Annotated in this window: 11 protein-coding genes; all 11 read left to right on the top strand. The window is 49.9% G+C overall.

The genetic code is table 11. The annotated features are described in order from the left end of the window. Positions 1-5: 5 nt before the first annotated feature. The 11 genes from NDK19_RS13465 (at position 6) to NDK19_RS13415 (ending at position 13,421) form a co-directional block, all read left to right on the top strand. Positions 6-914, top strand: coding sequence for a glycosyltransferase family 2 protein (locus NDK19_RS13465; protein WP_250632420.1), 909 nt, complete (start codon positions 6-8; stop codon positions 912-914). A gap of 14 nt (positions 915-928) precedes the next feature. After that, positions 929-2,044 (top strand): hypothetical protein, encoded by a 1,116-nt coding sequence (locus tag NDK19_RS13460; RefSeq protein ID WP_250632419.1) that lies wholly within the window; start codon positions 929-931, stop codon positions 2,042-2,044. 4 nt (positions 2,045-2,048) lie between these two features. Beyond that, a complete protein-coding gene (gene asnB, locus NDK19_RS13455) occupies positions 2,049-3,941 on the top strand; it encodes an asparagine synthase (glutamine-hydrolyzing) (RefSeq protein WP_250632418.1) in 1,893 nt (630 codons plus the stop codon). Positions 3,942-3,986: 45 nt separating this feature from the next. Then, entirely contained in the window at positions 3,987-5,882 is a 1,896-nt protein-coding gene (asnB, locus tag NDK19_RS13450; RefSeq protein WP_250632417.1) for an asparagine synthase (glutamine-hydrolyzing), read from the top strand. Position 5,883: 1 nt separating this feature from the next. Then, positions 5,884-6,903, top strand: a complete 1,020-nt coding sequence (locus NDK19_RS13445; RefSeq protein WP_250632416.1) for an ATP-grasp domain-containing protein — start codon at positions 5,884-5,886, stop codon at positions 6,901-6,903. Further along, positions 6,893-8,041 (top strand): glycosyltransferase family 4 protein, encoded by a 1,149-nt coding sequence (locus NDK19_RS13440; protein WP_250632415.1) that lies wholly within the window; start codon positions 6,893-6,895, stop codon positions 8,039-8,041. The genes NDK19_RS13445 and NDK19_RS13440 overlap by 11 nt, the downstream gene beginning before the upstream one ends. Positions 8,042-8,145: 104 nt before the next feature. Next, positions 8,146-9,420, top strand: a complete 1,275-nt coding sequence (locus NDK19_RS13435; protein WP_250632414.1) for a glycosyltransferase — start codon at positions 8,146-8,148, stop codon at positions 9,418-9,420. 69 nt (positions 9,421-9,489) lie between these two features. Further along, positions 9,490-10,644, top strand: coding sequence for a glycosyltransferase family 4 protein (locus NDK19_RS13430; protein ID WP_250632413.1), 1,155 nt, complete (start codon positions 9,490-9,492; stop codon positions 10,642-10,644). Between the two features lie 38 nt (positions 10,645-10,682). Next, entirely contained in the window at positions 10,683-11,810 is a 1,128-nt protein-coding gene (locus NDK19_RS13425) for a hypothetical protein (RefSeq protein WP_250632412.1), read from the top strand. 4 nt (positions 11,811-11,814) lie between these two features. Continuing rightward, positions 11,815-12,420, top strand: coding sequence for a sugar transferase (locus NDK19_RS13420; protein ID WP_250632411.1), 606 nt, complete (start codon positions 11,815-11,817; stop codon positions 12,418-12,420). After that, on the top strand, positions 12,420-13,421 hold the full coding sequence (locus NDK19_RS13415) for a sugar-transfer associated ATP-grasp domain-containing protein (RefSeq protein ID WP_250632410.1): 1,002 nt from the start codon (positions 12,420-12,422) through the stop codon (positions 13,419-13,421). The genes NDK19_RS13420 and NDK19_RS13415 overlap by 1 nt, the downstream gene beginning before the upstream one ends. Positions 13,422-13,602 lie beyond the last annotated feature (181 nt).

Below are 13,602 nucleotides of genomic sequence, written 5' to 3'. Positions count from 1 at the left end.
ATCGCATGGAAAAATCATATAGGTACAGGTTTACGGTATTTACTCCCTGTTACAACTCCGAAAAATTCATTCATCGCGTGTTTGAAAGTTTACAGGCGCAAACTTTCAGAGATTTTGAATGGCTGCTTGTCAATGATGCTTCAACAGACAATACAATGGCAGTGTTGGAGCAGTATCGGCAAACGGCGGATTTCCCTGTGCGGATTATCAACAACCCGACCAACAAAATGCTGTATTACAACTATAATTTGGCGTTTGATGAAGCAGAAGGGGAGTTGCTGATAGCAGTAGGGCATGATGACCAGATTTATCCTCATACGTTGGAGCGGTTTCACCAAGTATGGGAAACACACGCCAATGAAAAGATTGCCGGCATTTGGGCTTGCTGCGAAGACCAAAACGGCCGACCCATCGGCAGTAAATTCCCTGCCGACCTGATGGTGAGCAACTATTTTACCCTGTTTGAAAAACACCTCTCCGGCGCACAGGAACGCTTTGGCTGTATGCGAACCGATGTACTCAAAAAGTACAAATTTGACCTTGATAAAGGAAGAGTAGGCGAAGGGTTTCTGTGGGGCGACATAGGCAAGGACTATGACACCATCTTCATCAACGACATTCTGCGGGTTTACTACATTGAAAGCAACAACGCGGGTGCGCTGACCAAAAGAACCAGAACCAAAGTTGCCTTAGAAACCTTTCTGTATTATAGGGAATTTATCAACGAATACGCCGGTTTAGTGCCTAATGCAGCGCTGCTCAAACTGCGGTTTCATTTTGCACTTGCATTTTATCGGGTGCTTGCCAATATGAGTTTGGCAAAAGAGTTAGCCAAGGTGAACAGTTTGCCTTCTAAATTGCTGCTACTGCTATTTACTCCCGCAGCAGTAGTCCTGTCAAAGGTCAAAAAATGATTGTGTCCCCCCCCATGCTGAAGACTTTCAAACATCATCTGCTCAACTTACCGGGCTGGCGTACATCCCGCAAAATTGTCGTAATAGAATCCGATGATTGGGGAATGATACGGATGTCGTCAAAAGAAGCCTTTCAAGCGCTTTTGCAAAAAGGTTATCCGGTAGATACATGCCCCTACAACCGCTATGATGCGCTGGAATCCAACGATGATTTGAGCCGATTGTTTGAGGTACTTGCTTCGGTGAAAGACAGCCACGGCAATCCGGCTGTTCTGACGGCTAACAATGTGGTTGCCAATCCCGATTTTGATAAAATCCGCGAGGCAGACTATCGGCAGTATTTCTACGAGCCTTTTACCGAAACACTGAAAAAATATCCTGCCCATGACAAAGTAATGCAGTTGTATCGGCAGGGGATGCAGGAAAAACTCATCCGTCCGCAGTTCCATGCGCGTGAACACGTGCAGGTAAGCCGCTGGATGCGCGCACTGCAACGCGGAGAGAAAGGCGCAAAGGATGCCTTTGAATGGGGCATGTACAGCCCCAGAAATACAGGAGAAACAGACGACGGCATAGAATACCTCGATGCGTTCGATACCGACGGGCAGCCCGTGCATCCCGTGCAAACGGCAATTGTCAGCGAAGGCTTGGCGCTCTTCGAGCATCTGTGGGGCTATCCTTCCGAATCGTTTATTGCGCCTTGCTATACGTGGAGCACCGATTTGGAGTCGCATCTGGCTGCCATGGGCGTAAAATATTTACAAGGGATTACTTACCAGCGGGCACCTGTTGCAGGGAAGCCATTCGCTTACCGCAATATATACCACTATCAGGGGCAGCCTAATCCATACGGGCAGCGCTATTTGGTGCGCAATGCTTTTTTTGAACCGTCTATTACGCCCGATGTAGACTGCGTAAGCGATTGTATGCAAAGAATTGCCATCGCTTTCAGGTGGGGAAAGCCTGCCATCATCGGCTCGCACCGCATCAATTATATGGGCTACTTACAGCCCGAAAACAGAGAAAATAACCTGCGACTGCTTCATACATTATTGCGTCAAATTATCGCCCGATGGCCTGACGTAGAATTTATGTCCACTGACCAATTAGGAAATTGCATAACCGAATAATATTATGTGCGGAATAACGGGGTTTATTGCTTCAGCAAACGAAAGCAATGCGGCAGAAGTACTTGCCGATATGATAAAAACACTCTCTCACAGAGGCCCTGATGACAATGGTGGGGAATTGTTTGGCTATGAAGATTACGTAGTAGCACTGGGGCAAACGCGTCTTGCCATCATAGACCTTTCCGGCGGCGGCCATCAGCCGATGCATTACGACCGATACAGTATCGTGTTCAACGGCGAAATTTACAACTACCGCGAAATACGCAGGCAGTTAGAGCAACTGGGGCACAGTTTTGTTTCACAATCCGATACCGAAGTGATTTTACATGCCTATGCCCAATGGGGCAAAGCCTGCGTGCATGAGTTCATCGGCATGTTTGCCTTTGTCATTTTTGACCGCGAGGCAGGTACGCTGTGGTGTTGCCGCGACCGTGCGGGCGTAAAGCCTTTTTACTACTACTATGCCGAGGGGCTGTTCATGTTTGCTTCCGAGCTGAAAGCATTCCACGCACATCCGAGGTTTAAAAAAGAGTTAGACTACAATGCGCTGTCCCTGTATTTTCATTACGGATACATTCCGGCTCCTTATACCATTTTCCGGCATACGTATAAGTTAGAACCCGGGCACAGCCTGCTGTTCTCTATTGCCAAACAATCTTGGCAGATAGAGGCCTATTGGAGCGTTACGGAGTACTATCGGAAGCCCAAGTTGGATATTGGCTACGAGGAGGCCAAACAGGAACTGAACAAATTGCTTGCCTCGGCCTGCAACTACCGAATGGTTGCCGATGTTCCCGTGGGCGTATTCCTGAGCGGAGGCTATGACAGCTCTTCCGTTGCCGCCATTCTGCAAAAAGACAGCACAGACCGCCTGAAAACCTTTACCATCGGCTTTCCGGAGGGGAACAACGAGGCACCGCAAGCACGGGCAATAGCCGAATACTTAGGTACAGACCATTCGGAGTTTATCTGTATGCCCGAAGAAGCAAAGGATATTATCCCGATGCTGCCATATTTTTATGATGAACCCTTCGCCGACAGTTCGGCCATTCCCACCATGCTGGTCAGTCGTATTGCCCGCCAACACGTAACGGTAGCGCTTTCGGCAGATGCAGGCGATGAGGTGTTTGCCGGTTATACAAGTTATGCCTCGCTTTCCGACAAACTGAATTTGCTAAATGCGATTCCTGCCTCGCTGAAAATGCCTGCTCGCATGGCGGTGCGGTTGCTGGAAAGATGCACCCCCCACCGATATGCTTATCTGAAACACAGGTTAGACGGTGTAGCTCATTCGCTCAATACGGATACTTTTCAGCAGGCAGCCGACCTTTTTCGGCTGATGAACAGCCTCCCCGAAAGTTATTCGGATAGACTGTTTACCAGACCCATGGAGGCATACCCTACACCCTATTTGCAAAAACCGACAGGGTTTCAAGAGCCACTGGATATAGCCCTTGCGATGGACTATCAGATGTACCTGCCCAATGATATCCTGACCAAAGTAGACCGCGCCACCATGTCGGTTGCATTGGAAGGGCGCGAACCCTTGCTCGACCACAGGTTAGTAGAGTTTGCCGCTCAGTTGCCCGTTTCGTTCAAATACGACGGCAACACAGGCAAAAAAATTCTGAAAGACATCGTTCACCAATACATTCCCGAAACAATGATGAATCGGCCGAAAGCCGGCTTCAGTTTGCCCATTTACTCTTGGCTGCGGCACGATTTGAGTTACTTGACCGAACACTATCTGAGTCAAAGCACCTTGCAGGCTTCGGGCGTTTTCCAAATGGATTTCGTAACAGAGCAAGTGGCTTTGTTCAAAGCAAATAAACTACACTACAAACCCTTTATCTGGAAACTGCTCATGTTCCAGATGTGGTTTGAGCGGTGGTTTTAAAGCATCTATACCCTATGAACCTTTTAATCCATAACAACTGCTTTTATGTGCGGATTCGCGGGCTATCTACTGACTGACAGGTTAGAAACGAACCGAAAAATTGTTCAGACGATGACAGCCTTGCAACGGCATCGCGGGCCTGATGACTCCGGAGCGGCTGCCATTCACTTCGGCGGGGCATATATTCAGCCATTTGATTTTACCGACGAAATGCGCATGGAAGTGCCCGCAGAGTTGATGTTTGGCTTTAATCGCCTAAGTATTTTAGACCTTTCCGCCAATGGGCATCAACCCATGTTAAGCCACGACGGCAAGGTAGCCCTGATGATGAACGGGGAAATTTACAATGCCTTTGAATACACCCATCGGCTGCAACAATTGGGCTATCGCTTCCGCGGTACTTCCGATACAGAAGTAGCGCTTTATCTGTATTGCGAATACGGCATAGAAGGCATGTTGAGCCGTCTGAACGGCATGTTTGCCTTTGCCATTGCCGATGTAAACCAGCAAAAATTGTTTTTGGTGCGCGACCGCTTCGGCATCAAGCCCCTGTACGTTTTGCAACAACCCGGCAGGCTGGCTTTTGCTTCGGAAATGAAAAGTTTTCGCGCATTGCCCGATTTTCGCTTTGAACCGGACGATACCTACTTAGATGAATTTTTACTTTTTCGCAATATCATCAACCGTACCTTATTCAAAAACATAGAAAACATACCGCCCGGCGAATATTGGGAAATTACAGCCGGCGGCAAGATTACCCGAAAAGCATATTATCAAGTTGCGGAAGAACAAGGCACTATGTTGCCCGATGAAGATGCTTTTTTGGCGCTGGACACTACCATGGAGCAGTGTATCCGCCGACAGATGATTAGCGATGTCAAATTAGGTTGCCAGCTATCGGGTGGGGTGGATTTTTCTTTGGTAGCCCATTACGCCTCCCGTTTTGTGGAAAAAGGGGCGCTGGAAACTATCTCCATCATCTTTGAAGACCCCCGTTTTTCCGAAGCCCCCTACATTAATCAAGTGGCTGCCAAGTTGGATTTGCGCTCCCATCAGTATATGATGTGCGGCGATTATTTTTTCGACATCATGGATAAGGTTACTTGGCATTTTGAGCAACCTCTGAACCATCCCAGCACAACGGGCATTTATTTGTTGAGTCAAAAAGCCAAAGAGCACGTAACAGTACTATTGAGCGGTGAGGGTGCCGATGAAGCGCTGGCAGGGTATCCCCGCTTTGCCGATACTATCCGCCACCCATATTTGTCGCGCACTTTTTTGAGCAGGCTCAAACACAACAGTAAATGCCTGCCCGATTTCCTGCGCTACTATACCGACCCCGATGCTCGCATGGTGATGAGTTCGGCTTTCGGAGGCATGTACAATGCCGCATTGCTCAAACCCGACTTTGTCATGGAAAAAGCGCTGGCTTATCGCCTTTCGGTACTGAAAAACATACAAGACCCGAACAAAATCAACCGCCATCGGAAATATGAACTGCTGACCTATCTGCCCGATTTGCTCTTGCGCCAAGACAAAATGTCAATGGCGCATGGCATTGAAAATCGCGTCCCGTTTCTGGACAACGAACTCATTTCGCTTGCTTTCCGTTTGCCTTCGCAACTGTTGGTACAACCCCACAACGGCAAGCAGCAAGGCAAGAAAATACTGAAAGACATTTGCGCCACCGTTTTTGATACCGACTTTGCTTTTCGCAGAAAAGAGGGTTTCGGCATTCCCCTGAAACTTTTTATGAAAAGTCGTGCATTCAAGGAGCGCTGGGAAAGCGAATGGCTGCCCGGTATCCGTAATCGGGGTATTTTTAACCCTACCTACTTGCAACAAATTTACGCCAACCTTCCTGCCGCTACTCCTATGGACTTAGAAGCCATCTGGCTGATGGTTGGTTTTGAACTATGGGCAAAACAATACTTAAATTGAAATGATTGCCATTCACAATAGCAACGCAGGCGTAACGCGCCGTTGGATAGCTTATTGTGAGCGAAACGGCATTCGCTACAAGTTGGTTGATTGCTATGCAAACGACCTGATATCCAATCAGTTAAAAGGCTGTAGAAGCCTGATGTGGTATATCCACCAAAATAACCCCAAAGACATCATCATTGCCAAGCAAATTCTTTTTGCGCTGGAGCACACAGGGTTCAAGGTATTTCCCGACTTTCGCACCGCTTGGCATTTTGACGACAAGCTGGGGCAGAAGTACCTTTTGGAGCGCATCAATGCGCCATTGGTGCCTACTTATGTTTTTTACGATGAAGCCGATGCTATGGAGTGGGCAGCAAAAGCCGAGTTCCCGAAGGTCTTTAAACTGCGCGGCGGCTCTGCCTCGGCTAATGTGCGGTTAGTACACACCCGCGAACAGGCAAAACAACTGATTCATCAGGCATTTCACGGCGGCTTTGCCAACTACGACGGCTGGGGTAGCCTCAAAGAACGCTGGCGCAAGTATCGGCTGGGAAAGGCGGGCATCATGGAGCCTATTAAAGGCGTATTGAGACTGTTTCAGCCGCCGCCCTATGCAAGATTGAAGCGCGAAACAGGCTATGTTTATTTTCAGGATTTTATCCCCAACAACAAATACGATACCCGCGTGGCGGTTATCTACGGCAAAGCCATTGCCCTGCGGCGCTATGTCCGCAAAAATGACTTCCGCGCTTCGGGCAGCGGCATCATGGAGTTTGACCGCGAACTGTTCGACGAACGCTGCATCAGAATTGCCTTTGAGGTTACCGAAAAATTAAATGCCCAATGCTTATCGTTCGATTTTGTATTCAATGAGCAAAACGAACCGCTCATTGTGGAAATCAGCTACGGCTATGTAATGGAATCTTACGACCGTTGCCTCGGCTATTGGGACAGAGATTTGAACTGGTACGAAGGCAAATACAACCACGAAGGTTGGATGGTAGAAGCCTTATACGAAGTAATGAATGCCTGCTAAAAGAATTTGTTTGCTCATTCCGTCTATGCACGCGGGCGGCATGGAGCGCGTGATGTCGGAGCTGGCGGCGCATTTCTGCCAAAAGCCCGAATCGGACGTGCATTTGGTGCTCTACGGCATCAACAGGGAAATTTTCTATACCCTGCCCGAAAACCTGACCGTTCACCGCCCGCCCTTTGCATTTGATAACAACAAACGCCTGTTAAGCACCCTGAAAACGCTGTGGTTTGTGCGGCAAACCGTCCGCCGACTGAACCCCGACAGCGTGTTAAGCTTTGGTGAATATTGGAACAACTTCGTGCTGCTGGCGCTCTACGGGCTGCGCTATCCCGTGTACGTGTCCGACCGCTGCCAACCCGACAAGAGTTTGGGGCGCGTGCAAGACCGCTTGCGCAACCTGCTCTACCCCAAAGCGGCGGGCGTAATTGCGCAAACCATCCACGCCAAGCGGATATACGAAAGCATGTACCGACAGCCCAATATAGCGGTCATCGGCAACCCGATTCGCAGCATTGCGCCACAGGCAGCTCTCAGCCGCGAAAAGATTGTGCTTTCAGTCGGTAGGCTGATAGCCACCAAGCACCACGACGAACTCATTCGCCTGTTTGTGCGGGTGCGCCGCCCCGATTGGAAACTCATCATTGTAGGCGATGATGCCATCAAACAGCAAAATAAACGCCGCTTGCAGGCACTCATTGAGGAATTGGGCGCTGCCGATTACGTAGAGTTGGCAGGCAAGCGCAACGATGTGGAAAATTTCTACTTGCGCAGCAGCATTTTTGCCTTTACTTCAAGTTCGGAAGGTTTCCCCAATGTGATTGGCGAAGCCCAATCGGCAGGCTTGCCCGTTGTGGCTTTTGACTGCATCGCCGGCCCTTCCGATATGATTCAGGACGGACAAAACGGCTTTTTAGTGCCTCTGTTCAACTACGAACTGTTTGCCGAACGATTAGCCGCACTCATGGACGATGCCGCACTGCGCCAACGGATGGGGCAGGCAGCGCAACAATCCATCCGACAGTTTTCTGCCGATGCCATCGGTGAAAAGTTTTATGCCTTGCTGACGGGTGAAAAACCGCTGTTAGGGGCTGAAGACCGCTCACAGGTTGGGCAGGGCAAATTGAAATTGAAAAAGTAGAGACAGGGCATGCCCTGTCCCTTACGGGTGCAACACAAAACCAAATTAAATTTTTCCAAGATTCTGCCGCAAAATTCGCGTCATTAATCAACCTGTTAAACCTGATGGTTTTTGAAAACCCGTCAGGTTTGTTCCATATGAAACTGCTGCAAATCAATACGACCGTTAATTCGGGCAGCACGGGGCGAATAGCCGAAGACATCGGGCGCGTGGCAATGGCAAACGGTCATGAAAGCTATATTGCCTTCGGGCGCGGCGACCGCCCCAGTCAATCGCAATTGCTGCGCATCGGCTCAAAGGCTGATATGTACCTGCACGGGCTGCAAACCCTGCTTTTTGACCGCCACGGGCTGGCTTCCGCCGCACCAACCGAAAAGCTCATCGGGCAAATAGCTGCACTCAAACCCGACATTGTGCACCTGCACAACCTGCACGGCTACTACCTGCACGCGGGCAAATTGGCTGAATTTCTGCAAAAATTGGCACGTCCTATTGTTTGGACGCTGCACGACTGTTGGGCTTTCACGGGGCATTGCGCCTTTTTTGACGACATAGGCTGTGAACGATGGAAAACGGGCTGCTACCAATGCCCCAAGAAAAACTGCTACCCCGCAAGTTGGGGGCTTGACCGTTCCAAGCAAAACTATGCCGACAAAAAAGCATGGTTCGGCAACCTGCCCCGCCTGCACATTGTAACGCCTTCGCGGTGGCTGGCGCAATTGGTCGGGCAGTCGTTTCTGCAACGGCATCCCGTAGAGGTGATTCACAACGGTATTGATTTACAGCAATTTAAGCCGATTGCAGAGGCTGAAAACTTGCTGCAAAAATATCCGATTGGCGGGCGCAAGATTTTGTTGGGCGTTGCCAGCATTTGGGACAGGCGCAAAGGCTTAGACGATTTTATGCAACTCAACCGCCTGATAACCAAAGATTTCGTTATTGCGCTGGTGGGGCTTTCGCCTGCGCAGATGAAAAACCTGCCGCCCGATATTATCGGCATCCCGCGCACGGAAAGCATCCGCGAATTGGCGGCTTGGTACACAGCGGCAACGGCTTTTGTTAATCCGACTTGGCAAGACAATTTCCCGACCACCAACCTGGAAGCACTGGCTTGCGGTACGCCCGTCATCACCTACAACACGGGCGGCAGCCCCGAAGCCATTGACCCGCAAACGGGCTTTACCGTTCCCAAAGGCGATGTAGCGGGCATTTGGCAAGCCGTACAACAAATTGCCGCACGGGGCAAGGCGCACTACCAGCCGCTCTGTCGCGCCCGCGCCGAAGCGCATTTCAACAAAGAAGACCGCTACGGCGACTATTTGCGGCTGTATGAAAACCTTTTAGTGTATGAAACCGCCGGCAGGGATTTCGTCCGCTGACGGGGTTTAGCGGTAAAATCCCAAATCCGCATTCCCGAATCCGAAATCCGAAAGCGTCTTTCAGACGGTATGAAGAGTAAAGTAAACAGAAAAATTGTTGTTGTCAATCAGGCATCCAACTACCTGACTGTCGGGTTTTGCAATGCCTTTTTGCAACGTTTTGAACGGGTGGCGCTGGTAACAGGCAGCGTTCACATACAAGGCGAAGAACTGCACCCCGATGTAACCGTAACTTACATCAACCATTGGGTAGAGCGCCCCGCGTGGAAAAAAATGTGGTCGTACCTGTGGGCTTGTGTCCGCATCTATGCGCTGTTGCAGACCAAATATCGGGGCTACGAAGTGTTTTTTGTGTCCATTCCGCCGATGGGCTACCTGCTCAACCTGCTGTTGCCGCATCGGTTCAGCATGGTTATTTGGGATGTGTACCCCGATACGTTCAAAATTACGGGCATGAAAGAGTCGCACCCTTTGTATCGCATGTGGGCGCGGCTCAACCGTCGCTCTTTTGCCAAAGCCTACCGCCTGTTTACCATCGGCGAACGCATGGCAGACCTTTTGGAACAGTACACGGACAGAAAAAAGCTGCTCATTCAGCCCATTTGGTCTATTTTTCAGGAAGACCGCAAAGTGGAAAAATCTGCCAATCCGTTTGTCAAAGCGCATGGTTTGGAAGACAAATTTGTGGTACAATATTCGGGAAATATCGGGCTGACCCATCAGGTAGAACTGCTGATAGACCTTGCCGAAAAAATGCAGGAACATCGGCACATCTTGTTTCAAATCATCGGCAGAGGTCCGCGCAAGCCCGTTTTGGAACAAATGGTGAAAGAAAAGGCACTGCCCAACTGCCAATTTCTGCCCTTCCAGCCCGACGATATGTTCCCTTATTCGCTGTCGGCTGCCGATGTGGGCGCGGTCATTTTGGATGCGGTTACAGCCAAAGGCAGCGTTCCCAGCAAGTCGTACAACCTGATGAGCTACGGCATTCCGTCGCTTTACATTGCAAGTGAAGATTCGCAGTTGCACGAATACGCCGAAAAGTTCGGTCATGCGCGCTGCTTTGCCGCCGACCGATTGGACGAAGCGGCGGCTTTCCTCTTGGAACTCAGCCGCAACCCGCAGCAATATGCTTACATGGCGCAACAAGCCCGAAAAGCCGCCCAATATTTCAAGCGCGACAACGCCGATGCTTTTGTAGAAAAATACCTTGCGGGCGATTGACGATTGACGATTAAATCCGAAATCCCCCAACCCGAACTATGAAGCAACTGATTGTCAATCACCTGAAAAATCTTTTCGGCTGGAAAACGCGGCGTAAAATCGTGGTTTTTTCTGTTGACGACTACGGCAACGTGCGCGTAGATTCCAAAAAAGCCCGCCAAAACATGGACAAGGCAGGCTTGCGCACCGAATCGCGTTTTGATGCATACGATACGCTGGAAACCCGTGAGGACTTGGAAATGCTCTGCGAAACGCTCTCTTCGGTGAAAGATGCCAACGGCAGGCACGCCGTTTTTACGCCTTTTGCGCTGCCCTGCAACATCAATTTTGAGCAAATGGCAGCGGAAAACTACACGCACTACCACTACGAAACACTGCCGCAGACTTACGAAAAATTAGCCGCCTTGCAGCCTGCCGCCTACGAAGGCGCATGGGCAATGTGGCAGGAAAGCATCGCCCGCGGGCTGATGGTGCCGCAGTTTCACGGGCGCGAACATCTCAACCTGAAAGTGTTTGAAGAAAAGTTGCAGCGCCGCGACCCCGAACTGCTCACCGCGCTGCAAAATCGCTCATTTACAAGCCTTTCCGACGGCGACTACCCGACCATTGCCTACACCGCCGCCTTTGACTTTTGGGACGTAAGCGAAAATGAGCGCCTGCAAACCGTCATCACCGACGGGCTGCAACGCTTTGCCGAAGTGTACGGCTACCGCGCCGTCCATTTTATGCCGCCCACGTCCAAAATCCACCCGATGCACCATGACTTGCTGTATCGGGAAGGCATCCGATACATTGATATTAACCAAATCCACCACCAGCACATGGGCAGCGGGCAGCACCAACGCAGCCTGAACTACACGGGCAAACCAACTGCCGCAGGGCAGGCGCTGATGGTGCGCAACGTCGTTTTTGAACCTACCGACGACCGCGGCTTTGATTGGGTCAATCATACATTGGGGCAAATAGAAGCGGCCTTCCGCATGAAAAGCCCCGCTATCATCAGTTCGCACCGCGTCAATTTTTGCGGGCACATAGACCCGAAAAATCGCGCAAAAGGTATTGCGGCGCTCAAAGAACTTTTGCACCGACTGACCAAAAAATGGCCTGACGTAAATTTTATGTCTGCCAACGAATTGGGTAACTTAATGACTGCAAAAACTGCCTGATGCCATGTACCAAAAGTTCTTCAAACCGCTGATAGATAAATCGGTAGCATTAGTTGCCTTGTTGCTGCTTTCCCCCGTCTTTCTGCTGATTACCGTCGTTTTGTTCATTGCCAACAGGGGCAAGCCTTTCTTTTTTCAGGAACGCCCGGGGCTGAACGAACGCCCTTTCCGCGTCATTAAGTTCAAAACCATGAACGACAAGAAAGACGCCAACGGGCAACTGCTGCCCAACCATTTGCGCACTACCAAAATAGGCGCATTCCTGCGGGCAACTTCTTTAGACGAAATCCCGCAACTGATTAACGTACTCAAAGGCGATATGAGTTTGGTAGGTCCGCGCCCGCTGCTTTTTAAATACATCCCGCTCTATTCGCCCGAACAGCGCCGCCGCCATTTGGTCAAACCCGGTATTACGGGCTGGGCACAGGTGAACGGGCGCAACGCCATCAGTTGGACAAAAAAATTTGAATACGACGTCTATTACGTAGACCATTGCTCTTTTGCATTGGATATGAAAATCCTGTGGCTCACCGTTCGCAAGGTGCTCAAACGGGAAGGCGTCAATGTATCAAAAAACCTGATTGTAGAACCCTTTAACGGAACAAACTAATGAAACGACTTCTGTATCTGATGTACTACCTGAAAGGCTTAGACAAAGCCCGCTATCGGAAATTTGCCAAACACTTGCAAGAGCTCAAAGGCTGGTCGCAAACAGGTATTGCCCTGAGGGCATTGTATGCCGTTTTGCGCTACAACATTTCCATTTTGGAATATTTCCAATTCCGATTTTACGATTTGCCGCACGAAGAAAGGAAAAAATGGGCAGGTACAGGCTATATGTACGAATACCAACTGCTCATGAATCCGAAAAAATACCGTGTATATTTGGAAGACAAGCGTGTATTCTTGCAAAAATTCAAAGATTTTGTACGCCATCGCCACGTATCGCTGGATGCGCTCAAACAAGATAAAGCCCTTTCGCACGAACTTTTCATCAATTCATCGGGTAAGTTGGTGCTCAAAAGCCACAACGGGCAGTGCGGCGTGGGCGTGGAAGTGGTAGATGTGCGCACCATGGACGAAGACCAACTCATCAAGCATTTGGAACAAACGGGCAACGATTTGGTGGAAGAGTACATTGTGCAGCACCCCGATTTGATGCGGCTTTCGCCTGCGGGGCTTAATACGGTGCGCATTTTTACCCAACTCAACCGCAACAACGAAGTGGAACTGCTGGGCTGCCGTTTGCGCATTACGGTTAATTCGCATGTGGACAACATGGCAGCGGGCAACATCGCCGCCCCGATTGACAGCCAAACGGGGCGTGTCAGCGGACCGGGCGTGTACAGCGACATCACCAAACCCGACGAATACATCCACCCCGTCACCCGCGTACCGATTGTAGGTTTTCAAGTGCCTTTTTGGCAAGAAACTTTGGAAATGGTCAAAAAAGCCGCGCTAAGTTTTCCCGAATGTCGCTCTATCGGCTGGGACATTGCCATTACCGCACAAGGTCCTGAACTGATAGAAGGCAATCATAATTGGTGCAAACTGCTCTGGCAACTGCCTGCCAAAAAGGGCATGAAAGAAGAACTGTACAAGTACTTATGAAATTAACGCAAGTTGCGCGATAGAATCTTGAAAAAACTTGATTTGGTTGGATGTTAAACACGAAGAGGCCGTCCGAAAAGGGGCGGCCTTTTTCATTAAGTACTAGCCAATAACAGAGTTTGGTTGTGCTTTATGGGCAAGCATGGCTTGTAAAACAGGGTTGTTAGCCTCCGCAAGGCGC

It is taken from the genome of Rhodoflexus caldus (assembly GCF_021206925.1).
In the GTDB taxonomy this organism is placed as follows: domain Bacteria; phylum Bacteroidota; class Bacteroidia; order Cytophagales; family Thermoflexibacteraceae; genus Rhodoflexus; species Rhodoflexus caldus.
This window is presented reverse-complemented; position numbering and strand designations above follow the sequence as displayed.